19 protein-coding genes, 1 tRNA gene, 1 other RNA gene, 2 pseudogenes and 1 riboswitch are annotated in these 23,344 nt (G+C 66.3%); of the genes and pseudogenes, 15 read left to right on the top strand and 8 right to left on the bottom strand.

Features of this window, described 5'->3' with window-relative positions:
- Positions 1-6: 6 nt before the first annotated feature.
- The 3 genes from HNR09_RS10675 to ffs form a co-directional block, all read right to left on the bottom strand.
- A complete protein-coding gene (locus HNR09_RS10675) occupies positions 7-1,713 on the bottom strand; it encodes a thiamine pyrophosphate-binding protein (protein ID WP_179542013.1) in 1,707 nt (568 codons plus the stop codon).
- Positions 1,714-1,838: 125 nt separating this feature from the next.
- Positions 1,839-2,345 (bottom strand): hypothetical protein, encoded by a 507-nt coding sequence (locus HNR09_RS10670; RefSeq protein ID WP_179542012.1) that lies wholly within the window; start codon positions 2,343-2,345, stop codon positions 1,839-1,841.
- A gap of 74 nt (positions 2,346-2,419) precedes the next feature.
- Positions 2,420-2,516, bottom strand: an RNA gene (gene ffs / locus HNR09_RS10665) — signal recognition particle sRNA small type.
- A 152-nt stretch (positions 2,517-2,668) separates the two neighbouring features.
- On the opposite strand from ffs, the gene HNR09_RS10660 reads away from it, so the two are divergent.
- Both HNR09_RS10660 and thiC read left to right on the top strand, forming a co-directional pair.
- Positions 2,669-2,753 (top strand) — tRNA-Ser (locus HNR09_RS10660).
- Between the two features lie 287 nt (positions 2,754-3,040).
- A riboswitch (TPP riboswitch) is annotated at positions 3,041-3,147 on the top strand.
- Positions 3,148-3,188: 41 nt separating this feature from the next.
- A complete protein-coding gene (gene thiC / locus HNR09_RS10655) occupies positions 3,189-4,937 on the top strand; it encodes a phosphomethylpyrimidine synthase ThiC (RefSeq protein WP_281366406.1) in 1,749 nt (582 codons plus the stop codon).
- 3 nt (positions 4,938-4,940) lie between these two features.
- On the opposite strand, the gene HNR09_RS10650 is transcribed toward thiC, so the two are convergent.
- Together HNR09_RS10650 and HNR09_RS10645 are read right to left on the bottom strand one after the other, a co-directional pair.
- Positions 4,941-5,714: an O-methyltransferase gene (locus HNR09_RS10650; protein WP_179542010.1), complete on the bottom strand. Its 774-nt coding sequence runs from the start codon at positions 5,712-5,714 to the stop codon at positions 4,941-4,943.
- A 111-nt stretch (positions 5,715-5,825) separates the two neighbouring features.
- Positions 5,826-6,335: a dihydrofolate reductase family protein gene (locus HNR09_RS10645; protein WP_179542009.1), complete on the bottom strand. Its 510-nt coding sequence runs from the start codon at positions 6,333-6,335 to the stop codon at positions 5,826-5,828.
- A gap of 318 nt (positions 6,336-6,653) precedes the next feature.
- On the opposite strand from HNR09_RS10645, the pseudogene HNR09_RS10640 reads away from it, so the two are divergent.
- Positions 6,654-7,837, top strand: a pseudogene (locus HNR09_RS10640) (IS3 family transposase); the annotation flags it as partial.
- 198 nt (positions 7,838-8,035) lie between these two features.
- Here HNR09_RS10640 and HNR09_RS10635 read toward each other — a convergent pair.
- Positions 8,036-8,668 carry a TetR/AcrR family transcriptional regulator gene (locus HNR09_RS10635; RefSeq protein WP_179542008.1) on the bottom strand — a complete coding sequence of 211 codons (633 nt, stop codon included), beginning with the start codon at positions 8,666-8,668 and terminating at the stop codon, positions 8,036-8,038.
- A 74-nt stretch (positions 8,669-8,742) separates the two neighbouring features.
- Between HNR09_RS10635 and HNR09_RS10630 the strand changes: the two genes are divergently transcribed.
- Complete coding sequence (locus HNR09_RS10630; RefSeq protein ID WP_179542007.1) at positions 8,743-9,156, top strand: nuclear transport factor 2 family protein; 414 nt, start codon at positions 8,743-8,745, stop codon at positions 9,154-9,156.
- The gene (locus tag HNR09_RS10625) at positions 9,153-9,983 is read left to right on the top strand and encodes an NAD(P)H-binding protein (RefSeq protein ID WP_179542006.1); all 831 of its coding nucleotides are present in this window, start codon (positions 9,153-9,155) and stop codon (positions 9,981-9,983) included. The genes HNR09_RS10630 and HNR09_RS10625 overlap by 4 nt, the downstream gene beginning before the upstream one ends.
- 93 nt (positions 9,984-10,076) lie before the next feature.
- Here HNR09_RS10625 and HNR09_RS10620 read toward each other — a convergent pair whose 3' ends face one another.
- On the bottom strand, positions 10,077-10,940 hold the full coding sequence (locus tag HNR09_RS10620) for an SDR family NAD(P)-dependent oxidoreductase (protein ID WP_179542005.1): 864 nt from the start codon (positions 10,938-10,940) through the stop codon (positions 10,077-10,079).
- 89 nt (positions 10,941-11,029) lie between these two features.
- On the opposite strand from HNR09_RS10620, the gene HNR09_RS10615 reads away from it, so the two are divergent.
- Positions 11,030-11,596, top strand: a complete 567-nt coding sequence (locus HNR09_RS10615) for a TetR/AcrR family transcriptional regulator (RefSeq protein WP_179542004.1) — start codon at positions 11,030-11,032, stop codon at positions 11,594-11,596.
- A 31-nt stretch (positions 11,597-11,627) separates the two neighbouring features.
- On the opposite strand, the gene HNR09_RS10610 is transcribed toward HNR09_RS10615, so the two are convergent.
- Positions 11,628-12,560 (bottom strand): SDR family NAD(P)-dependent oxidoreductase, encoded by a 933-nt coding sequence (locus HNR09_RS10610; RefSeq protein ID WP_179542003.1) that lies wholly within the window; start codon positions 12,558-12,560, stop codon positions 11,628-11,630.
- A 52-nt stretch (positions 12,561-12,612) separates the two neighbouring features.
- Between HNR09_RS10610 and HNR09_RS10605 the strand changes: the two genes are divergently transcribed.
- The 9 genes and pseudogenes from HNR09_RS10605 to ehuA all read left to right on the top strand — a co-directional run bounded on the left by HNR09_RS10605 (position 12,613) and on the right by ehuA (position 23,135).
- Positions 12,613-12,957 (top strand): MerR family transcriptional regulator, encoded by a 345-nt coding sequence (locus HNR09_RS10605; protein WP_179542002.1) that lies wholly within the window; start codon positions 12,613-12,615, stop codon positions 12,955-12,957.
- A gap of 58 nt (positions 12,958-13,015) precedes the next feature.
- Positions 13,016-14,264 (top strand): annotated as a pseudogene (locus HNR09_RS10600) (IS701 family transposase); the annotation flags it as partial.
- 452 nt (positions 14,265-14,716) lie between these two features.
- A complete protein-coding gene (locus tag HNR09_RS10595; RefSeq protein WP_179542001.1) occupies positions 14,717-15,664 on the top strand; it encodes an acyltransferase family protein in 948 nt (315 codons plus the stop codon).
- 91 nt (positions 15,665-15,755) lie between these two features.
- Positions 15,756-18,680, top strand: coding sequence for a DNA polymerase III subunit gamma and tau (locus HNR09_RS10590; RefSeq protein WP_179542000.1), 2,925 nt, complete (start codon positions 15,756-15,758; stop codon positions 18,678-18,680).
- Positions 18,681-18,850: 170 nt separating this feature from the next.
- Entirely contained in the window at positions 18,851-19,447 is a 597-nt protein-coding gene (recR, locus tag HNR09_RS10585; RefSeq protein ID WP_179541999.1) for a recombination mediator RecR, read from the top strand.
- Positions 19,448-19,770: 323 nt separating this feature from the next.
- On the top strand, positions 19,771-20,664 hold the full coding sequence (locus HNR09_RS10580) for a transporter substrate-binding domain-containing protein (RefSeq protein ID WP_179541998.1): 894 nt from the start codon (positions 19,771-19,773) through the stop codon (positions 20,662-20,664).
- Positions 20,665-20,750: 86 nt separating this feature from the next.
- Complete coding sequence (locus HNR09_RS10575) at positions 20,751-21,605, top strand: amino acid ABC transporter permease (RefSeq protein WP_179541997.1); 855 nt, start codon at positions 20,751-20,753, stop codon at positions 21,603-21,605.
- Complete coding sequence (ehuD, locus tag HNR09_RS10570; RefSeq protein WP_179541996.1) at positions 21,602-22,324, top strand: ectoine/hydroxyectoine ABC transporter permease subunit EhuD; 723 nt, start codon at positions 21,602-21,604, stop codon at positions 22,322-22,324. The genes HNR09_RS10575 and ehuD overlap by 4 nt, the downstream gene beginning before the upstream one ends.
- Entirely contained in the window at positions 22,308-23,135 is an 828-nt protein-coding gene (gene ehuA, locus HNR09_RS10565) for an ectoine/hydroxyectoine ABC transporter ATP-binding protein EhuA (protein WP_218881923.1), read from the top strand. Before ehuD ends, ehuA begins: the two co-directional genes overlap by 17 nt.
- Positions 23,136-23,344: the final 209 nt, after the last annotated feature.

Raw genomic sequence — 23,344 nt, 5'->3', positions numbered from 1 at the left:
CCAGAGTCAGCGCTTCAACGCGTTGGCCACATCTTCCAACAGCTGCGGAATGTCATCGCGGTGGGTCACGGCCTCGATGAACACCAGCTTCTCGCGGTTCTCCATGGCATCCTGGCAGGCCTGCAGCAGCTCGGCCTCGGTGGTGGCCCGGCGGAAGAGGTGGCCCTCCTCCGTGGCGCCGAAGAGCTGCGGCACCAGCTCCCACCGCCAGGGGGCGATGTCGTTGTAGATCTCGTCGGGGCCGTGGATGGCGCGCTCGACGGTGTAGCCGTCGTTGTTGACCAGCACGATGACGGCGGGCAGCTTCTCGCGGATGATCACTCCCATCTCCTGGATGGTCAGCTGGGCGGAGCCGTCGCCGATCAGGAGCATGGGCCGGCGGCTGCGGTCGGCCAGGCCTGCCCCGAGGATGGCCGGCAGCGTGTAGCCGATGGAGCCCCACATGGGCTGGCCGATGAAGGTGGATCGGGCCGGGAACCGGTGGGTGGCCATGCCGAAGTAGCTGGTGCCCTGGTCGGCGGCCACGATGTTCTCCGACTCCAGCTGGGAGGCCAGGATCTCCCACATTCCGTTCTGGGTGAGCGGGCCCTCGGTCGGGTGGCGTGGAGCCTCCGGCTCGGGCGCCTGGGCGGCAGGCATGGGGACGACGTCGTCGAGGTCGACCACCACCCGGTGCACCACAGCCAGCGCCCGCTCCAGGGAGATCGGGGTGAAGACCTCGTCGCCGATGCGTGCTCCGAAGCGGGAGACGTCGATGAGCCGAGCGGGGTCCAGATCCATGGAGAATCCGGCGGTGGTGTTGTCCGTGTACTCGACTCCGAGAGTGATCAGTGCGTCCGCACCTTCGATGACGTCCCTGACCCGCTGCTGCGAGGCCGCCCCGGAGTAGATGCCGACGAAGTTCTCATCGGACTCGTCCACCAGGGTCTTACCCCAGGCCAGAGTCGCGAAGGGCAGGTTCGAGTCGGCGAGGAAGGAGGCGAGCTCCTCGGTGGCACCGAGCCGGTGGACCAGCAGATCCGCCAGCACGGCGGTGCGCCGGCCGGGCAGGAAGCGGCGCAGCGCCTCCTCGAAGGCGGCCTCCGCACCGGGGGTGGTCACCGGCAGGTCGGTGGTCAGCGGCTCCGACGGAGGGAAGGCGGGGACCGCGGCGACGTCGGCGGCCAGCATCAGATAGCCGGGGCGACGGCGGAAGACGACGTCGCGCAGGACCCGGTCGATCTCCCAGGTGGCGGTGGCGGCATCGAGATCGGCGTGGGCGCAGGTGACCTCCTCGGCCATGCGCAGGAAGTGTTTGAAGTCGCCGTCGCCCAGCGAGTGATGGATCTTGCGTCCGGACGCCTGCGTCTCCTTCGGCGGGGCGCCGACGATCTGCACCACCGGCACTGACTCCGCGTAGGAGCCGGCCAGGGCGTTGATCGCGGAGAGCTCACCGACGCCATAGGTGGTCAGGAAGGCACCGATCCCGCGGATGCGCGCGTAACCGTCGGCGGTGTAGCCGGCATTGAGCTCATTGGCGGAGCCGACCCATCGGATGTCCCGGTGGGCGACCACGTGGTCCAGGAAATGCAGGTTGAAGTCACCGGGGACGCCGAAGAGCTCGGTCAGGCCCAGTTCGGCGAGCCGGTCGAGCAGGTAGTCGCCGATCGTGTAGCCCGGCGTGCTCGGGCTCGGAGACGAAGCCGGAGCCTCAGGGGTGGGGTTCTCGGACACGTGGTCAGCCTTCCGGTCATGGCGGTCCGCCTTGTGGGCGTCCGCCGGATTGAAGAGGTCAGTGCGTCCCGGGTCACAGGATGCGCCTGCCCCATTGTCCAGGAAGTCCGGAGGTCCCGCGCGCGTCAGCCGGGGGTGCCCTGCCCGTCCGCCTGTCGGCGCTCCATCTCAGCGATCCTCCAGGTGACGACACCTCCGGCCAGTGCCAGTACTACCCGCGGTGCGGGGACACGGAGCCGGCGCAGCCCTGACTCCAGTGCCGTGTCTGCCCAGAGGCCCGTGCGCATCACGGCGTAGGCGGCACCTCCGAAGAATCCGGCGGCAGCCAGACGGACGGCCAGCGGGGACTCGCATTCGGCCTCGGCCTCGCCGTCGGCCTCGGATCGAGGGGGCTCGGCTCGCTCGTCGCCCTCCAGCCCGATCTGCCGGGCGATCCGCTGCGCCTGCTCGGGACAGAGGAACATCCCCGCCATCGTGATCGAGGGGGCCCAGACGATGGTCTCCCGCAGCCAGCGCGGGTAGCGGCGGACGGGGATGAGTGCGACGGCGCCACTCGCCAGGCCCTGGCCGATGGGACCACGGCAGATCTGGAGCAGCGGAGACGGTGTGCGTCGAGGCGTGGGATCAGTCATGTGCTCCACGGTAGGGAGGAAGCACGGCGTCGTCGTCATCCCGGAGGGGGAGTTCGTGGTTCCGCCCGGAGGCATGAGGAGGCCCCACGTGCACCTGCCAGAGCCCGCCTACCCTTGCTACCTTCCGGTCCTGGGGGAGTTCAGCAGGATGACACCACACGTGGGGCCGGCAACCATGGTAGCCCGCAGGGCTCCACACACGCCAGCTGAGCACCCGCCGGAACCCAGATCCGGGCACGATGTGCATTTTCCTGCTGTTCTCCGCTAGCATGGAGTCTGCTCTCGCGACGCCGGGTGTTCGCACCCGCAGATCGAGCGCTGAAGGAGGATTCGCCTAGCGGCCTATGGCGCACGCTTGGAACGCGTGTTGGGTTCACGCCCTCGGGGGTTCAAATCCCCCATCCTCCGCCCACAGCACGAGGCCCCCGGTCATCTGGCCGGGGGCCTCGTCGCGTCTGCGGTGCCGTTTCCTCTCCCGGCGTCAACGTTTCTCCGCACCCCACACTTCTCGAGTGGCCACGTCTGACGGCATCTGCCCGGGGCGCGCCGACGAGCACCTCCAGATCCCGTGATTCGCGGCCACGGGATGCACCCGGGACACGTGACGCGATGCACGACCGACACCCGACGCGCTCCCGTCCTCCCAGGTCACGCGTCATATGCCGACGTCCGCGCCGTGCAGTGGGCTACGCTCGACGAGTCCACACGGGTGCCCCTGCAGGGGCTGAGATCAGGCGATGCACGCCTGGACCGTCGAACCTGACCGGGTCATGCCGGCGTAGGAAGTGAGGGCTCATCATGAGCGATTTCTCTCAGCACACCTCTGTCTCCACCTCCCCCACCATGGAGGTCCACCCTGCCCACGAACGGGCGAGCGTCAGCGACAGCGAGGGCATGGAGGTCCCCGTGACCCGGGTTCACCTCCATGATGCCCCGGACGGCTCCGTCCACGAGCCTGTGGACGTCTACCGGACCGCAGGTCCCGGGGGCGACCCCCTCGAGGGCCTGCCGCCGTTCCGTGACCCATGGATCACGGCGCGCGGTGACACCGTCACGTACGAAGGCCGGGGCCGCCGTCTCAGCGACGACGGCCGCTCGGCCGTCCGCCGCGGTGGGGCGAGCGAGGAGTGGCGGGGCCGACGTCCCGCCCCGCGGAGAGCCGCCGAGGGGCGCAGGGTCTCCCAGATGCACTATGCCCGCCGCGGCATCATCACCGAGGAGATGCGCTTCGCCGCGCTGCGCGAGGGCTGCGAGCCGGAGATGGTCCGCCGCGAGGTGGCCGCCGGCCGGGCCATCATCCCGGCCAACATCAACCACCCCGAGTCCGAGCCGATGGTCATCGGCCGGGAGTTCCTGGTGAAGATCAACGCCAACATCGGCAACTCGGCGGTCACCAGCTCGATCTCCGAGGAGGTGGACAAGCTGCGGTGGGCCAACCGGTGGGGCGCCGACACCGTCATGGATCTCTCCACCGGTGATGACATCCACACCACCCGGGAGTGGATCCTGCGGAACGCTCCGGTGCCGATCGGCACGGTGCCCATCTATCAGGCTCTGGAGAAGGTCCATGGCGACGTCTCCGCCCTGAGCTGGGAGGTCTTCCGGGACACGGTGATCGAGCAGTGCGAGCAGGGTGTGGACTACATGACCGTCCACGCCGGCGTGCTGCTGCGTCATGTGCCGCTGACCGCGGAGCGCGTCACCGGGATGGTCTCCCGGGGCGGCTCGATCATGGCCGGCTGGTGCTTGGCACATCACCGGGAGAACTTCCTCTACACCCATTACGACGAGCTCTGCGAGATCTTCGCCGCCTACGACGTCGCCTTCTCTTTGGGCGACGGGCTGCGCCCCGGGTCCATCGCCGACGCGAACGACGAGGCACAGTTCGCCGAGCTGGACACCCTGGCGGAGCTGACCGGGCGCGCCTGGGGTCACGATGTGCAGGTGATGGTCGAGGGTCCAGGCCACATCCCGCTGCATCTGGTGCGCGAGAACGTGGAGCGTCAGCAGGAGCGCTGCCACGGGGCCCCGTTCTACACGCTGGGACCGCTGGTCACCGACATCGCACCGGGGTACGACCACATCACCAGCGCGATCGGCGCCACGGAGATCGCCCGCTACGGCACGGCGATGCTCTGCTATGTCACGCCCAAAGAGCATCTGGGCCTGCCGAATCGCGAGGACGTCCGGGCCGGAGTGATCACCTATAAGATCGCCGCCCATGCCGCCGACCTCGCCAAGGGGCACCCGGCGGCCCAGAACCGTGATGATGCGCTCTCGAAGGCCCGGTTCGAGTTCCGCTGGAAGGACCAGTTCGCCCTCTCCCTGGACCCGGAGACCGCGCAGGCCTTCCATGACGAGACCCTGCCCGCCGAGCCGGCGAAGACTGCGCACTTCTGCTCGATGTGCGGGCCGAAGTTCTGCTCCATGCGGATCTCCCAGGACATCCGTGACGAGTTCGGCTCGGCGGAGGATCAGCGGGGCATCGTCGCCGAGGGCATGGCTGCCAAGAGCCGGGAGTTCACGGCCTCCGGCGGCAACGTGTACCTGCAGCCTGACATCCCGGTGGGGCCGCCGGTGACGGAGTCCTGAGCTTCAGCCTCGGGTGACCACCGCCAGGCTGAACCCGTCCCAGCTCTTCGCTCCGACGGTCTGCACGGCTGTGGCCTCGAGCCGCGGATCTTCGCCCTGCATGGTGAGGAATCGCCGGATGCCCTGGATGTCTGGGTCGTCGGAGTCCGCCTCGAGCACCCCGCCGTCGCGGACCACATTGTCCCCGATGATCACGGTGCCCGGCCGGACCATCTCCATCACCAGCTCCAGGTAGCGCGGGTTGCCGGCCTTGTCGGCGTCGAGGAACACCAGGTCGAAGGGCTCGCGCGTCCCAGTGCGGACCTCCTCCACCAGGGACTGCAGGGTCTGCTCCGCGGAGCCCAGACGGATGTCCACCTTCTCCCCCACGCCGGCCGCGTCCAGGTTCGCCCGGGCGACGGTGGCGTGGTGGGGCTCGACCTCACAGGTGACGATGCCGCCGCCGTCGTCGAGGGCGCGGGCCATCCACAACGTGGAGAAGCCGGCCAGCGTGCCGACCTCGAGCACCTGCCGGGCCCCGGAGATCCGCACCATCAGCTCCAGATGCTTGCCCTGGGCCGCGGAGATCTCGATGGCCGGCAGCCCGCCCTCCTCCGCCCGGCGCTGGACCGCGGCGAACTCGGGCCCAGGGCGGACCACGGCCTGCTCCACATAGGCGTCGACGGCGGCGGCCTTCGGGGCCCCGACGTCGGGCCCCGAGCGGGCCAGCGATGAGCTCGGCGTCTCGGCGGCGGATGAGTGGTCTGCGGGGAGGCGCTCTGCGTCAGAAGTGTCCATGACCGCCACCCTAGGGCGGGCCGCTGACGCGCGGAAGACCCGACCTTCGCGGACGGGCCCAGAGGCCTGATCTGGTGTCACCGTCCGCAGTCCACTTCGTCGGGTACCTGCTCAGATCGCTCGACGACGCACCCGATAGCGCAGGTGAAGCACCCCGTCGCCCTGAACCACCACCTCAGGATCCTCCAGCAGGTGCTGTGCGTCCACGGGCCCGAAGTAGCGCTTGCCGGACCCGAACACGACAGGTGCGACGTCCATGCGCACCTCGTCGACCAGTCCTGCGGTGAGCACCTGGCCGTCGACGAATGAGAACGGCGCCTCGGGATACCACCCCTCGGGCCTGCCTCGGTGGGTCACGACGACGACATGGGGAACACCGGGAGGTGTTCCGTCCCAGCCATTCGTCATGTCGAAGACGTGGCGACCGACGATCGTCGCCCCGATCTGGTCCCAGTACGGCCGGACGTAGTCGTAGGACGTCTGCGACACCTTCAAGACGCCGCTCTCGTCCAACGGCACGTCACCGCTGAGCAACCAGTCGAACAGCGGCCCGGGCTGATCATTCGCGTCCGCGATGAAGCCATCTACCGAGACCGACGCGTACATCACTACTTCGCCCACGGGCCCTCCTCCGCTGCGGGAGTGCCTCCAGGCTAACGTCTCGTGGGCTGTCCGTCCTAGTAGTACTTTGTTAGGTGGGTCCGGCGCGTTGGCAGTAGGGGCAGCAGCTGAGCATTCGGATGATTGCTGCTTGGAGCTCGATCAGCAGCTGGCAGAAGCTTAGGCTGCCCCTGGGGCTTTTGGGTCGGCTGCCAGGCGTTGGATGGTGATGAACAGGTGGGCTGCGCTGACCAGGGTCACGTGGTGGTGCCAGCGGGGCTGATGCAGGAACAGGTGACATCTGATGTTTAGCGCCGTGAGTGCTGGGCAGGAGAGGATGTCCCTACGGCAGGAAAGTACCCGGAGGAGTTCCGGGAAGATGTTGTCGCGGTCGCGAAGAACCGCGAGGCCGGTGTGAGTCTGAAGCAGATCGCAGCTGATTTCGGGATCAGCTACGCGACCCTGACGAACTGGATGCGTCAGGACGCCACGGATGCTGGTGAGCGCGAGGGCCGCACCACGGATCAGAAGGACGAGCTGCGTGAGCTGCGTCGGCGTAACCGACTGCTAGAGCAGCAGAACCTGGTGCTGCGCCGGGCCGCAGCGTACTTATCGCAGGCGAATCTGCCGTCAAAAGGCTCTACCCGCTCGTAGGCGATCTCGCCGCCATCGAAGGTGTTCCTGTGGCGGTGACGTGCCGGGTATTGAAGATCGCCCGCCAGCCCTACTACCGATGGCTGGCCAACCCCATCACTGACGCCGAATGGGAAGAAGCCCACCGGCTCAACGCGCTGATCGAAGCTCACCGGGAGGATCCGGAGTTCGGGTACCGCTACCTCGCCGATGAGGCCGAGGACGCCGGCTACCCGATGGCGGTGCGCACCGCGTGGCGGCTGTGCAACACCCAAGGGGTGGCTTCGGTGATCAGCCGCAAGCGTCGGGGCAAAGGCACCCGCCCCGGCCCGCCGGTCCATGACGACCGGGTGCAGCGGAACGTCCGGGCTGATGCTCCGAATCAGGTCTGGCTGACCAATATCACCGAGCATCACACCGCTGAGGGCAAGCTGTATCTGTGCGCGATCAAGGATGTCTGCTCCCGTAGGATCGTCGGCTACGCGATCGACTCGAGGATGAAGTCCTCACGGGCAGTGCGGGCGATCAATAACGCTGTGGCCCGCCGCGGGGCCGCCAACGTGGCCGGATGCATTCTTCACTCAGACCGTGGGTCGCAATTTCGAGCGAAGAAAGTCACCCGGGTGCTGGAGCACCACGGGCTGATCGGCTCGATGGGCCAGGTCGGAGCTGCTGGTGATAACGCGGCGATGGAGTCCTTCTACTCCCTGCTGCAGAACAACGTCCTTGACCGTGAGGTTTGGGCGACCCGCCAACAGCTGCGGATGAAGATCCTCACCTGGATCGAGAAGACCTACCACCGAAGGAGGAAGCAGCAGGAGCTGGGGAAGATGACCCCGGTAAAGTTCGAAGCACGCCTAGTGGAGCAGGCAGTCGCCCTGGCGGCCTAAGAACGAACTGTCACCTGCTCCTGCATCAGCCCCTTTCCATCTGGAGGGCCATCCGGTCCTGCTCGGTCCTGAGTAGGCCCAGTGGTACAGCCCCGGCGTAGTGAGCTTGGAGCAGCTTAGTGCGTTCGTCACAGAGATGATCGCATTCAACGACCGGGGTTTTGCGTTCGGTCTTGGCCGTGGCGAAGTGCTATTAGGTCATTGCCCCGAGCGGCTTCCTCCGCTGACTGAGGAGTCCTCGGCGACGCCTACGATCAGGGAGTCGATGACACGCAGGATGCCGTCAATCACCTGCTCTGCGGGCAACTTCTCTTGGACGACTTGGCATGCGAGAAGATCGGCACGGGTCAGAGCCAGGATCGCGTGCGCACCCAGCCGGGGTTGGACCGCGTCGCCCAGACGGGCGAGCTCGCCAGCGAGAACCTCATGGATCCAGCGATAGTCATCGGATTCGAAGATGGTCGGGGCACCGGCCACTTGGCGCGTGTCCTCTATCGCTCGCACCAGTTCGAGGTTGTCGAGCTTCAACCGCACGAGCCCCTCAACGACAGCGCGCACTCGAGCGTCGGGGGTCGACCCGGGACCGAGTGGCGGCGGTCCGGACCGAACTGCGCTGGCGATGCCATCGGTGCGCGCCCTCAGCACGCTGCGCAGCAGTCCGGCCCGATCCCCGAAGTTCCGAAACAGCGTCGCTTTCCCCACGCCCGCCGCATCAGCGATCTCGTTCATGGAGACCGCAGGACCATCGGCTGAACCCTGGAAGATCTCATCGGCGATCCGCAGAATCGTCTGCTGATTCCGCCGGGCGTCCGCCCTGCTCTGGCGCACCATCAGAACCTCCTTGATAAACGGACCAATGGTCCGCTACACTCAATCGGACCGCTGGACCGATTATAGGAGATGCCGTGCCCCACGCACCAGCCACCCCCGAACAGCTCTTCCGCACCGGACTCGAACACCTCTGGGGAGGCGACGTTCAGGGCTGGCTCGACACCTTCACCGACGATGTCGTCTTCGAGTTCCCCTTCGCACCCAAAGACCGGCCAAAGAGGCTTGTCGGCAAAGAGGCACTCGCGAGCTACATCCAGGACCTGCCCGAGACCCTATCGGTCGACCGGGCACCACACCTGACAGTCCACGAGACCACCGATCAGTCCACCGTCGTCATCGAGATGAGCATCTCGGCCACCGTGAAGGCAACTGGCGCAGCGTACGACCAGGACTATGTCATCATCCTGTGGACCTCAGACGGCAAAGTCACCCGCTACCGCGACTACTGGAACCCGCTCGTCGGCGCAGACCTCGGCGGCGACGCATGAGCCGCTATCTCATTACCGGCGCCACCGGCAACACCGGTGCACCACTCGTCAGCGAGCTATTGCGCCGTGGGGAAAACGTGGTGGCCGCGCATCGACGCGCGACCTCGCCCGCAGACACCGCAGCCGTGACATTCGACTGGTACGACCCTTCGACGCACGATCGCGCGCTGGAGGACGTCGACGCGATGTACCTCGTTCCGCCACCGCTTGACCCTGAACCGCAAACGGTGATGATCCCGTTCCTGAAGCTCGCGCGAGAGCACGGTGTTCGCCGCGTGGTGTTACTCGGTGCCTCGATAGTGCCCAGTGGCGGACCTGCAATCGGCCAGGTGCACGCCGCATTGCCGGAACTGGCGATCGAGTGGTCAGTGGTGCGTCCGACCTGGTTCATGCAGAATTTCACGGGTGAGCACCGCCACGCCGACTCTGTCCGGGAGGACGGCGTGATCACCACCGCCACTGGCGAAGGGAAGGTCGGATTCGTCGACGTTCGCGACATCGCGGCCGTGGCAGCAGTCGCCCTGGTGTCCAGTGCACCACCGCCAGAAGATCTCGTGGTCACGGGTCCGGAGACCTTGAGCTTCAGCGATGTCGCCTCTCTCCTGAGCACAACTCTCGATCGCACCGTCTCACACCGCCCGCTCACCCCGAGCCGACTGATCGACCACCTTGGGGACTCGACCCCGGCGGCGGCGGCGACGGTCTTTGCCCAACTCGACTCACTTATCGCCACAGGAGCGGAGGACTACACCAAGACCACCGTCCAGGACCTGACCGGCCGGCCCCCTCGAACACTCCAGGACCTACTCAGAGAGGTCAATACATAGGTAGACCCTTCCCTAGTGACTCCTCTCTAGAGGGTTCTCCAGTGAATCCGAAATTGTGACCGACATTCGGTGCTTGACTACGGATGCGGGCATCTAGACGACCATGTCGACCTCATCACCACCTTGAGGAATGAGGGTCTTCCAGAGAGGGCTAGGGGCGCCGGTGTTAGCAGCGCGGAACTCTTCCCAGTACCAAGGCAGACCTAATAGGTGGCGCGCACGGGGAATCGCGACGGCGTCGGGCCCGGAATAGTACCGAACTTGGCCGTCCTTGCCATCGCTGACGGCCTCGTAGATGACGTCCGCCGTCACCTCGGGTGCGGAGCCGGAGGAGTTAGCCCCGAAGAACGCAGCCATAGCGTCCTTGTAGTCCTCGGGAACACTCTCGGACGTATCAATCTTGGTGAAGATGCGGGTGTTGTGCAGCCCTGGGAACACAGCCTTCGCGGTGACACCGAAGTTCGACATCTCCAGGTTCAACCCTTCGGTGAAAGCAGCCACCGCAGCCTTCGACGCTGCATACACCGCTGTATAGGGGTATCCCTGGTCGGCACTGATGGATGAAATGTTAACGATGATGCCCGAGCGCTGCTCACGAAAGGTAGGCAGGAAGCTCTTGGTCAGCGCAATCAGGCCGAACACGTTCGTCTGGAACTGGTCGTGGACCTGCTTCATCGTGCCAGCCTCGACCGGGCCCATGTGGTAATACCCGGCATTGTTGACGAGGGCGTCGACGCGGCCGAACTGCTGGAGCGCGAGAGCAGCGAAATCTAGGCTCACTGCTTCGTCGTCGACGTTGAGCAGGAGGGTGCGGACGTTCTCCAAGTCAGAATGGATCTGGAGGTCAGCTTCTTTGCGGACGGTGGCGACCACATTCCAGCCTTCCTTGACGAACCGCCGCACGCTTGAGCGGCCGAAGCCAGATGCGGTGCCGGTGATGACAACTGTCTTTCTCATGAAATCTCCAATGTATGTGTTTACTTACTTTGACCCTAAGTGAGCTTTGCGCCAAATGCAAGTAATTGCTTACTTGATAACATGTGGGCATGACGAGTCGATCCGACGAGACCAGGAGGCGGCTGCTCGACGCCGCTCGCAACGAATTCGCCATGTGCGGAATCGCTGGGGCGCGAACCAGCCGGATCGCGGCAGCCGCAGGCGTGAACGAAGCCCTGATATTTCGCTACTTCGGCAATAAGCAGGCCCTCTTCACGCGGGTGTATGAGTCGCTGATCGTGCAGACGGTGGACGACGTTCCGATGGACGCGTCAGACCTTGGCGGCTATGCAGGGGCCTTGTTTGATTACTACGCATGTCATGATCAGGTTGTTCGCCTTGCAGTGTGGGCCGCCCTCGAGGCACCCGACACAGCGATTCCAGAAGGGCTCGTCGGGGTCACGGCAGCAAAGGTCGCGGCAATATCCCGCTGCCAGGAGGCCGGTCTCGTATCCAAGGAGATTCCCGCCGACGATCTGCTAGCCCTCGTCATTCAGCTCTCCCTGACCGGCGCTTCAGCCGCCCCCGCGCTCGGGCCGGACATTGAGTCGACTTCTCGCCGCCGCAGCATCGTCAACGCCGTTAGGACCCTTGCTGCGGTAGAGAACAGTGAATGACCCGACACGGAGGGTGCGCGTCCGTGTCAACTTAACTGAGGAAGCGGATGCCGGTCAGCCGCTCGGATGTGTTCCAGAGGGCCGTCGCAGTAGATAGGTCGGTAGCGATGGGCCTGAACGGTTCACCGAGCGCATCGGGCGCCGTCTTGGATCCGGCCGGTCCCCAGAACAGATGAGGGTCAGCCTTCGAGTTCAGGGCTGCGGTCATGACGCCGATGTTGGCGGGGTCGGGCTCACGGCCAATGGCGCGAGCAATGGCGCCGGTCAGGATTCGGGTGGCGGCTGAAGGGTAGGTCGCATGCAGGGGTGTGCGTGCCATGCCGGGATGAGCGGCAAAGCTGCGAATGGGACTTCCGGATGCAGTGAGGCGGCGGTTGAGTTCGATCGCAAAAATTGTGTTGGCTAGTTTGGACCGGCTGTAGGCCCGACCGGGTGAGTAGCGGTGAGTGCTGGCCAGGTCGTCAAGATCCAGTGTGGCCCCTTTATAGAGGGCAGACGATACCGCCACGACTCGGGCGCCTGTGCCCTGCGTGAGGGAGGGAAGGAGGAGGCCGGTAAGAGCGAAGTGGCCCAGGTGGTTGGTGGCGAACTGACTCTCTGTTCCCGCGTGATCATGCCGGAGAGGAACGCTGCTGATCCCCGCATTGAGCACAAGGAGGTCCACGGGGCGATCTGCCGCCCCGAGGGCGAACTGGTGAATAGATTCGGGGTCGATGAGGTCCAAGGCGGCAACGGTGATCCTCTCGGCGGGTAGACGATTCTCCTCAAGGAGGCGAACGCGGACAGCCTCAGCTCGCTCCACGTCGCGGGCACCGATTAGGACAGTGGAACCCCGGAGCGCGAGGAGGCGCGTGCTGGCCAGCCCGAGGCCGCTTGTACCGCCGGTCACGATTGCGTGGCGTCCGGTGAGGTCCGGTGCAGTGGCGAGGGGATCGGTGAGTCGTATGCGTGTCGAGTGCGTCATGCCACGAAGCGTATAGTTTGACATCAGTGTCAAGGTCAAGAAGGGGTTTGCGATGCGCATCGGTGAACTGAGCGCTCGAACTGGGGCTAGCCCGAGATCGCTGCGTTACTACGAGCAGCAGGGACTGCTGTCTTCGGAGCGCCAGTCGAACGGTTACCGGGAATACGGGGCCAATGCGGTGGCCATAGTTGAGACGATCCGGTCGCTGCTCGACATTGGTCTGCCAACCACGTTGGTGCAGCAGGTGCTGCCATGCACCGTGGGAGCGAAGGACGAGGCAGCGTGCCCGGAGCTCCTCGAACAGATCGCTGTTCTTCGCGACGACGTTGGGTCCCGAGCAGAACGCTTCAAGACGATCGAGGCATCACTGACCTCGTACCTGAGCGCCAACACCTAGTAGTACTTTGTTAGGTGTGTCGCTGTTAATTGGGTGTGTTTTTTGTTAACGTCACCGCTTGGAGCAGCGGGAAACTGAGCATGTACGTGCGGAGTTGGACGCGTTTGTCGGTGATGTCTTCGGTTCATTGAAGCGTCGGGATCAGCGTGATATGGGGTCCCTGTATCTGCAGGGACTGATGCTGGAGGGTCGGCGGAAGTCGATGCAGCCGATGGGTGATCGGCTCGGTATTGATTATCAGCATCGGTATTGATTATCAGCAGCTGCAGCAGTTTGCCTCCTCTTCCCCGTGGAAGGTCGAGCCAGTGCGTCGCCAGATCGTGAAGAAGGCGATGGAGGCGATCGGCCCAGATGCGTGGGTCATTGATGACACCGGATTCCCTAAGGACGGGCCAGCTTCTCCTGGGGTGGCCCGGCAGTACGCGGGCTCTCTGGGCAAGGTCGGCAACGTCCAGATCGGTGTCAGCGTCCATGGTGTCACTGATCATTCTTCGTGTCCGTTGGATTGGCGTCTGTTCCTGCCCGAGAAGTGGGATGACACCTGGGTGCAGACCAACGAGGAAGCCGCACGCATCGTCTCTCAGCGCCAGGCGGCTCAGATCCCTGAGACTGTACGGCACCGGCCCAAGTGGGAGCTGGCTATCGAGATGCTCGATGAGATGAGCGTCTGGGGGCACGTGCCTGCGGTGGTCGTCACTGATGTCGGGTATGGCGAATCTGGTCCGTTCCGCACCGGACTCACCGACCGTGGGATCGACTATGTGGTCCAGGTGAAGTCCTCCACCAGCATCCACCACGCTGATGCTCTCTTTGAGAAGCCCAGTCCCACCGGGAAGAAGGGCCGCCCACACTCGAAGGCCAGCTATCAGTCCGCACCGGTCCAAGCCAAAGACTACGCCGCCCAGATGCCCCGCACAGCTTTCACCGAGGCCTCCTGGCGGCAGGGTTCCAAAGCCACACGCACCAACCACTTCGCCGCCGTAAGGGACCGGCCAGCCAACCGGAACCTGCCGCGCAACCCCGACGGGTCCCTGCCGGCGTGTTGGCTGCTTATCGAATGGCCACCCGGTGCCGCCGAACCCACCGACTACTGGCTGGCAACCCTGGAGGAGGACACCCCCATCACTGAACTGGTCCGACTCGGCAAGATCCGGTGGAGGATCGAACATGACTACCGCGAACTCAAACACGGCCTGGGCCTAGACCACTTCGAAGGACGCACCTTCACCGGCTGGCACCACCACGTGACCCTGGTCAGCGCAGCCCACCTGTTCATCACCATCCAACGCCTGACAGCCGACCCCCAAAAGCCCCAGGGACAGCCAAAGCTTCTACCAGCTGCTGATCGAGCTCCAAGCAGCAATCATCCGAATGCTCAGCTGCTGCCCCTACTGCCAACGCGCCGGACCCACCTAACAAAGTACTACTAGAGGAGATCGATCGGTCCAGCGGGGTCGATCCCTTGTACGGTGACGGCAAGACGGTGGGTGCGGACCAGTCGCTTCGGGGTGACGCCGATCAGCTGCCTGAAGGGCTGTGCCAGATGAGTGCCGCTGACACCGTCCGAGCCACCCGTCCGAACTCGACTCGACCCGTCGACCCTTCTGCAGGTCAGCCGCGTCCAGGGAACATCCAGGTATTCCCCGGGGTGGGCCGGTAGACTTCCTGAAGTCTGTCACCTCCCCGAGCCAGGAAACTGAGCACACCCATGCCCTCCCCCAGCAGCCCGACGACGGCGCCAGCCGTCACGAGCAGCCGCATGCAGTGGATGGACCTGCTGCGTGGCGTCGCGGTGATCCTGGTGGTGATCCTGCATGCCGCATCGATCCCGATGTCGACCGGCTCGGGCAGCCGTGAGTGGATCCTCGCCAACCGGTACCTGGAGCCCTTCCGGATGCCGCTGCTGATGTTCCTCTCCGGAATGCTGCTGCCACGTTCCCTGGCCAAACCGCTGCCGCAGTACCTGTGGGGCAAGTACGCGGCGATCGTCTGGCCTGCGGCGGTGTGGATGGTGCTCTACGGGGTCTTCGTCTACCGCAACGGGCCCTTCGAACTGACCTACTGGATCACCGGTGACTACCTGTGGTTCCTGCTCGCCCTGTGCCTCTGCTACGCCGCGGCCGCGGTGCTCCGGAAGGTCCCGTTCCTGCTGGTCGCCGCGACGATGATGGTCGTCGTCGTGCTGGTGGAGGTTCCTTCGGGCCTTCCGCACAAGACCCTCTACTACGGGGCCTTCTTCTTCCTGGGCGCCTGGGCCGGACCGCGGGTGGAGCGCTGGGCCCGTGCCCCCTGGATGCTGGTGGCCGCGATGGCCGTCCTCGCTGCGGTGTTCTCCCACCTGGGCCGCGAGGATCACGCACTGCGGATGGGGACCTGGCAGGCCGCCGGGATCTCGCTGCTGGGCTTGGCGGTGATCCTCTGGCTGGCCCCGCGCATTCCGCAGGGCGCGGTCTCCCGCTTCTTCGAGTGGGCCGGGCGCAGCTCGATCGTGGTCTATGTGGCTCACTTCCCGATCCTGGTGATCATCCATCGGGTGCTCGCCGGCATGGAGGCCGCCCCGCTCTGGCACGTGGGGGTCACCACGGTCCTCGGCCTGGCGCTGACCCTGCTGATGGTGTGGCTGCGGCCCTGGACCTCCTGGCTGTACGTCTACCCGCGGCAGAAGCAGGTGACGCAACGGCTGCGGACGCGCGCCGCACAGAGCTGAGGATCCCTGGTGAGGGGCCGCCCGGAGTCGGCGTCCGGCCCCGCCTACGATCAAGTGCACGTGTCCCACCCAGACGGTAAGGTTCTTCACTGTGAGCACAGCCCTGTATCGCCGGTACCGCCCCGACACGTTCGCCGACGTGATCGGCCAGGAGCACGTCACCGCGCCCCTGGTCACGGCCCTGGGCAAGGACGCCGTCTCACACGCCTATCTCTTCTCCGGCCCGCGCGGCTGCGGGAAGACGACCTCCGCACGCATCCTGGCCCGCTGCCTGAACTGTGCCGAGGGCCCCACCGGCACGCCCTGCGGCCGCTGCGACTCCTGCCATGACCTGGCCACCGGCGGCCCCGGGTCCCTGGACGTCATCGAGATCGACGCCGCCTCCCACGGCGGTGTCGACGATGCTCGGGACCTGCGCGAGCGTGCCACCTTCGCTCCGGTGCGGGACCGCTACAAGATCTTCATCATCGACGAGGCCCACATGGTCACGGCGGCCGGCTTCAACGCCCTGCTGAAGATCGTGGAGGAGCCGCCGGAGCACATCAAGTTCATCTTCGCGACGACGGAGCCGGACAAGGTCATCGGCACCATCCGCTCGCGCACGCATCACTACCCCTTCCGGCTCGTGCCGCCGGAGCCGCTGCTGGAGTACCTGCAGCGACTCTGCCAGCAGGAGCAGGTGGCGGTGGCCCATGGGGTGCTCCCGCTGGTGATCCGCGCCGGCGGCGGCTCGGTCCGGGACACCCTCTCGGTGCTGGACCAGCTGATCGCCGGCTCCACGGACAGCGGCCTGGACTATGACCGCTCCGTGGCGCTGCTGGGCTTCACACACTCGGCCCTGCTGGACGACGTGGTGGATGCGGTGGCCGCACTGGACGGCGCCACCGCCTTCAGCGTGGTAGATCGGGTGGTGCAGTCGGGGCAGGATCCACGCCGCTTCGTGGAGGACGTGCTGGAGCGGCTGCGTGACCTGATCATCGTGAAGTCGGTGCCGGACTCCCCGGGCGCCATCCTCCGCGGAGTCCCCGCCGACCAGATCCGCCGCATGCAGGACCAGGCCTCCCAGGTGGGTGCGGCCGAGCTCTCGCGCGCGGCGGACATCACCGCCCAGGCCTTGACGGACATGGTCGGAGCGACCTCCCCGCGGCTGCACCTGGAGCTGCTCATGGCTAGGCTGCTGCTGCCCCATGCGGACCAGGGCACCTCCAGCCTGGCCGCCCGGCTCGAACGCCTCGAGCGTCGGGTGGACTTCGTGGCTGGAGCCGGGGTGACGCCGACTGCGGAGGCCGCTCCCGAGCAGGACACGACGACGCCTCCGGTCAGCTCCGCCCCTGGGACGGCGCCCGCCGAGCACGCGACACCCGCCCCTCAGGTGCCTGCGACGGCCCCGGAGGCATCTGCCCCGGATGCTCCAGCGAGTGCTCCCGCACCTGCTCCGGCACCCCCTGCGCAGCCAGCCGACGAGGGATGGGCGACCCCCGGCGTGCCGCGGTCCGTGGCCGAGCCCGCCCATGTCGAGGCCGCACCTGCGGAACGTGACGCTCAGAGCGAGGAGGCGAACTCCACCCCGGCTCCCGAGGAGCCCCGACGGCAGCCCCCGGAGGGGGCACCTCAGCAGAGCGCCCCTCCGCACGAACCTCCGCACGAGCCTCAGCAGGAGGCTCCGCCGCAGCCGCCTCAGTCCGCTGGCGACCCAAGGACCGGAGGCCACCCTGAGCCCACCTCCGGTGCTCCGGGCGGGACGCGTGTGGAGATGCTCCAGCGCGCCTGGCCGGACATCGTGCAGGCCCTGGCCAGCCAGTCGCGGCTGCTGTGGATGCTGGTCAAGGACAATGCGACGGTGGCCGGTTTCGACGGCAAGACCGTCACGGTGGCCTTCACCAATGACGGCGCTCGGTCGACATTCTCGAATCGGCACGGCGACCAGGCCCTGAACGCAGCCATCCAGCAGGTGCTCGGCATGCAGGTCAGCTTCGACCTGATCACGGGAGGCGCTCCGCCGGGAGCTGGTCAGGCCCCAAAAGGCCCTAGCCGGCCCACGCCGGCACCCGCCGCCGAATCCGCTCCCGAGCCGCCGCAGCCGGGCACGTGGAGTTCCTACGCCACGGCCATGCCGTCCAGCTCCGACGGACCTGCTGACGACCGCCCTGCCGATGACCGCCCTGCCGGTGGCCTCACGGACACCACGGCGCCAGACCCGGCGACTCCGAACAGCCCTGGCCTGCCGCACGAACCGTCCTCCCCGGCCTGGTTGGCCGAGGAGGCCCCCGAGCCCTATGAGGCCGAGCCCGAGCAGCCCCAGGCTCCACCGTCCCCCCACCCGGCATGGAACGGTGACCCCAGCGCCGACCCGGCCGGATCAGCCCTGTCGGCCGACTCTCCCTCCGAGGCCGGAGAGCATCGGGACCCACCGCAGCTGACAGATCCGACCTACGGCCCCACCACCGCCCCTGCCCCGAGCGTCGACCCGCATCCTGGCTCGACGCCGGGCAAGGTTCCTTCAAACGAGGCCCCGTCAGACGAGGCTCCGACAGGCGAAACTCCGACACACAGGCCCCCGACCGAGGTGTACCTGCTCTCGGAGGAGAAGCCCCGGGTCCCCGCCTTCGCGCGGCGGACTGAGGCGCGCCCCGAGCCCTCTGCGCCGCAGTCACCGGCGCACGGCCGCTCGTCGTCCACCAGCCCTTCGGAGGCCGGCAGTGCCGCTCGCAACGGCGCCTCCGGCAGGATCGCGGCGATCAAGCAGCGCATCTCCCAACGCGGCACAGGGGCGGAACCCCCGGGCTGGAACGATGAACCACCACCCCCGGACCCCCTGTATGACCAGGGTGCCCCGCGGGACGCCGCTCAGGCCGGGCCGGGCCCGTCCCCGGCCCCCGAGAGCGAGATGGAGGACATCCCCAGTGACGATGACATCACTGTCGAGGAGTCCTCGGTGTTCGGGCGGAAGGCTATCGAGCGGATCCTGGACGGAACACTGATCGAGGAGCGTCGGATGGGCGAAGGGCCGCAGTAGACTGACGCTGACCCGGCACGATCCTCCGCGGGATCCGGGCCCTTCGCCTCTCCAGGGCACCCCTGGTGCGGTCGACGTCGTCGGCCGCTCCGGTGGAACCGACGTCCCAGCACCGCTCCTCCTTTCGTCCCTGCCCACACCGTCCCCGTTGAGAAAGGCGCGTCCCCACCGTGTATGAGGGTGCAGTCCAAGACCTGATCGACGAGCTGGGCCGGCTTCCCGGCATCGGGCCCAAGTCCGCCCAGCGTGTGGCCTTCCACATCCTGGAGGCCGACACCGAGGACATGCGACGCCTCGCCGAGTCGATCGTCACGGTGAAGGAGAAGGTCAAGTTCTGCCAGATCTGCTTCAACGTCTCGGAGCAGGAGACCTGTCGGATCTGCCAGGACGAGCGCCGCGATCGCTCCATCATCTGCGTGGTGGAGGAGTCCAAGGACGTGATGGCCGTCGAACGCACGCGCTCGTTCCGCGGTCTGTACCACGTGCTCGGCGGCTCCATCAATCCCATCGCCGGGGTGGGCCCGGAGCAGCTGCACATCCGTGAGCTGCTCAGCCGACTCTCCGATGACACGATCGAAGAGGTCATCGTCGCCACCGACCCCAACCTCGAGGGGGAAGCCACGGCCACGTACCTGCTGCGCATGCTCGGCTCCATCGGCATCAAGCTGACCCGGCTGGCGTCCGGGCTGCCGGTGGGCGGCGACCTCGAGTACGCCGACGACGTCACCCTCGGACGGGCCTTCGAAGGTCGCCGGACACTGTCCTGACCTGGTCCTGCAGGACACACAGGCCCTCGCGCCAGAACGTTATCCAAGCGTGATTTTCGATTCCGACGAAGACATCACACCTCCTTTCCCCTGCTCATAGGAGCCCGCTCAGACCGCCGCCGTCGCGGGAGTCGAGCGGCACCGACGCCATATCGTGATTCTTTTCTGCCAGGCATTCCCAGCGCACTGGACGACCCTCACGGATAATCACTTCGGGCAGAAAACAGTTTCCAAATCCTTTAGATGTCACTAGCGTGAGAGCGAGTGCGCACTGCACACTCACTCGCATCGAGGACGCACACCAGAGGATGAGGTACCCACGCATGGCCGCAAAGACATCCATGGCAGTCAAGGCCGGCGCCTTCAGCGCCGCCGCGCTGCTCGCCCTGACCGCCTGCGGAAACGGCGACGACGCTGATACAGACACCGAGGAGAACGGCAACGGTGAAGCTGCAGGCGACACCCTGACCATCGCGCTCTTCGGCGAGGAGCCCTACTCCTGGCTCGACGACGCCGGTGAACCCACCGGCGCCACCATCGCCGTGGCCGAGGAGATCTTCGGCGAGCGCATGGGCTACGACATCGACATCGCGGAGGAGCCCGACTGGGGCAACCTCATCCCCGGCCTGAGCGCCGGGCACTGGGACGTGGTGTCCGCTGGAATGTCCATCACCGGCGAACGCTGCGCGGAGGCCGCCTTCGGCGAGCCGGAGCTGGTGTACACCACCGCCCTGCTGGTCGAAGAGGGCAACCCCCATGACGTCCATGACTTCGAGGACCTGGTGGACGCCGACCTCGACGTCATTGCCCTCAGCGGCGCCGTGGAGTCCGGATACATGGACGAGGTCGGAGTCGACCATGACACGGTCGACGGGGCCGACGACGGCATCGACTTCGTCCAGGGCGGACGTGCCGACGTCTTCGCCCTCACGGCGATCTCGCTCGAAGCCATGGCCGGCGACGCCGACGGCGTGGAGGTCACCGACTCCTTCGCCCACGAGCTGTCTGTCGGTGCCCACACCTTCCGAACCGAGGACACGGAACTGCTGGAGGAGTTCAATGAGCACCTCGCTGACCTCAAGGAGTCCGGCGAGTACCTGGACCTCGTCAGCGAGTTCGGCTTCACCGAGGACGAGATGCCTCCCGGTGAGCTGACCGCCCAGGAACTCTGCGAGGAGGACCCTGCGGAGCTGACCGAGCAGTACCTCGAGGACTGACCCTCTCCGTCCGCTGACTTCTGCGGCCGGTCCCAGACAGGGGCCGGCCGCACGGTCTGCCACCGTACTCATCTGAGAGGCCACCTATGAACTCCTGGGAAGACTGGCCGGCCCACTTCGAGGTCATGGTCAACTGGTCCGACCGACTCCTCAGCGGCCTCTGGACCACCGTCCAGCTCGCCCTGTACGGAGGGCTGCTGGCCTTCGTCGTCGCCGTCATCCTGGGACTGATGGCCGGCAGCCCCAGCCTGTGGCTGCGGGCCCCCGCCCGCATCATCATCGAGTTCTTCCGCGGCATCTCCCTGGTGGTGCTGCTCTTCCTGCTGCTGTACGTGCTGCCGCAGTTCTGGATGCGCAACCCTGACCTGCCCTTCGAGGACCTGGTCAGGAACACATTCCTGCTCGGGGTCCTGGCATTGGGCATCAACTACGGCGCCTACGGGGCCGAGGCCGTCCGTGCCTCGCTGACCACAGTGCCGAAGGCCCAGTGGGAGGCGACCACAGCGCTGTCGATGTCCTGGTCGCACAAGATGCGCCGGATCATCTTCCCGCAGGCCTGGGCGCTGATGCTGCCCTCGCTGGCGAACCTGTGGATCCATCTGCTCAAGGGCAGCGCCATCGCCTACATCATCCCCTTCGTCAATGACTTCACCGCCGAGCTGAACAACCTGCGCCGGCCCACCGACATCTGGTTCTCCCACGCCTTCATCGGACTGGTGGTCTACTTCATCCTCGCGCTGATCCTGACCCTGTTCATGCAGGCCCTGGAGGCCCGGGCCAAGCACAAGCTCGGCCGGGGGCCCTCCCTCCGGGAGATCCTCTCCCCCTCCCCCAAGGCCACACCCGCAGATGCGATCGCTCCGACCACCTCGAGCGCCGGGCCCTCGACGTCGGAGGCTGACGGGCTCCCCCAGCAGCCGACCTCAGGAGGTGTCCGATGATCCAGAACCGCCTGCGCGCCGCCGAGATCGACGATCCGACCAGGGTCGATGAGGAGGAGATCCGCGAGAGCCCCTTCTGGGACTGGGAGTTCGCGTTCAACGCCCTGCCGGACATGCTGTTGGCGTTCCTGCAGGTCACCCTGGTGGTGACCGTCGTCGGCACACTGATCGCGGCCGTCCTGGGGCTGGTCATCGCCGTTCTGCTGCGGGTGCTGCCCCGGCCGCTGGCCTGGCTGGTGAAGTGGATGGCGAACTTCATCCGCATGACCCCGCTGGTGGTGCAGCTGATCTTCATGTTCTGGACGTTCATGTGGCTCGACGGGATCACCATCGGCATCATCGTCTTCGGCGTCCACTACGCCACCTACATGTCCGAGGTGTACCGGGCCGGCATCGAGTCGGTCCCCCCGGGGCAGTGGGAGGCCACCACGGCGCTGTCCATGTCCGCGGTGCGGACCTGGCGACGTGTGGTCATCCCGCAGGCGCTGCGCTCCACTGTGCCCTCATTGGGCAACTACGCCATCTCGATGTTCAAGGACACGCCGTTCCTCATCGTCATCTCGGTCGCCGAGATGGTCACCGTCGCCGGTGAGATCGGCGCCCCCACCTTCCGCTACACGGAGGTCTTCGTGCTGGCCGGGCTGATCTTCCTGGCCGCCAGCTACCCCACTGCCCTTCTGATCAGTCGATTGGAGAAGCGTCTTGCCTACGCCCACTGACCCCTCACCTGCCGGTGCGACGACAGTGTCGGAGACCCCGACACCGGTCATCGAGTTCCGCGACGTGGAGAAGCGCTTCGGCTCCAACGTGGTGCTCAAGGACCTCAACTTCACCGTGGAGCGCGGTGAGCGCGTCACTCTGATCGGCCCCTCCGGCTCCGGAAAGACGACGATCCTGCGCCTGGTGATGACCCTGGAGGAGCTGACCGGCGGCTACATCTTCATCGACGGGGAGCCGCTGACCCATGAAGAGCGCGGCGGCCGGCGCACGCCGGTGCCGAAGAAGCGGCAGAAGCAGCTGCGCACCCGCATCGGGATGGTCTTCCAGCAGTTCAACCTCTTCCCCAACATGACGGTGCTGGAGAACATCATCGAAGCTCCGATCCATGTGCTGGGCCGTCCCAAGGCCGAGGCGATCGCCAAGGCCCACGACCTGCTGGAGCAGGTGGGCCTGTCTGACAAGGCCGACGCCCACCCGACCTCGCTCTCCGGCGGCCAGCAGCAGCGGGTGGCGATCGCCCGCGCCCTGGCCATGGACCCCGAGATCCTGCTGCTCGACGAGGTCACCTCAGCCCTGGACCCGGAGGTCGTCGGCGAGGTGCTCAACATCCTCCGTCGGGTCGCGGAGACCACCAACGTCACCATGCTGATCGTCACCCATGAGATGGGCTTCGCCCGCGACGTCTCGCACAAGGTGATGATGTTCGACGGCGGTCATGTGGTGGAGTCCGGCCCTCCGGAAAAGATCTTCACCGATCCCGACCACGAGCGCACGCAGGCTTTCCTGGGCGCCGTGCTGGGAGACAGCTGAGAGACACCGAGCCTCCGCCTGGTCTCGCCGCGAGCCTCCCCGCTGGCGGCACCCACTGTGGCGCACCGGCACCTCGACCTAGCTGGGTCCTGGGTGCCGTCCATCCACAGTGTGAGACCGGGCACCGAGTCGTGCCCCGTCGCGGAGCACCCTCATAGAATTGTCCGAAGTCCGCGAAGAAACCCTGTACGGGAGTGAGACACCAACCC

This window comes from Nesterenkonia xinjiangensis (genome assembly GCF_013410745.1).
In the GTDB taxonomy this organism is placed as follows: Bacteria; Actinomycetota; Actinomycetes; order Actinomycetales; family Micrococcaceae; genus Nesterenkonia; species Nesterenkonia xinjiangensis.
The sequence above is the reverse complement of the archived record's forward strand: the minus strand, read 5'-3'. Positions and strand labels throughout refer to the sequence as shown.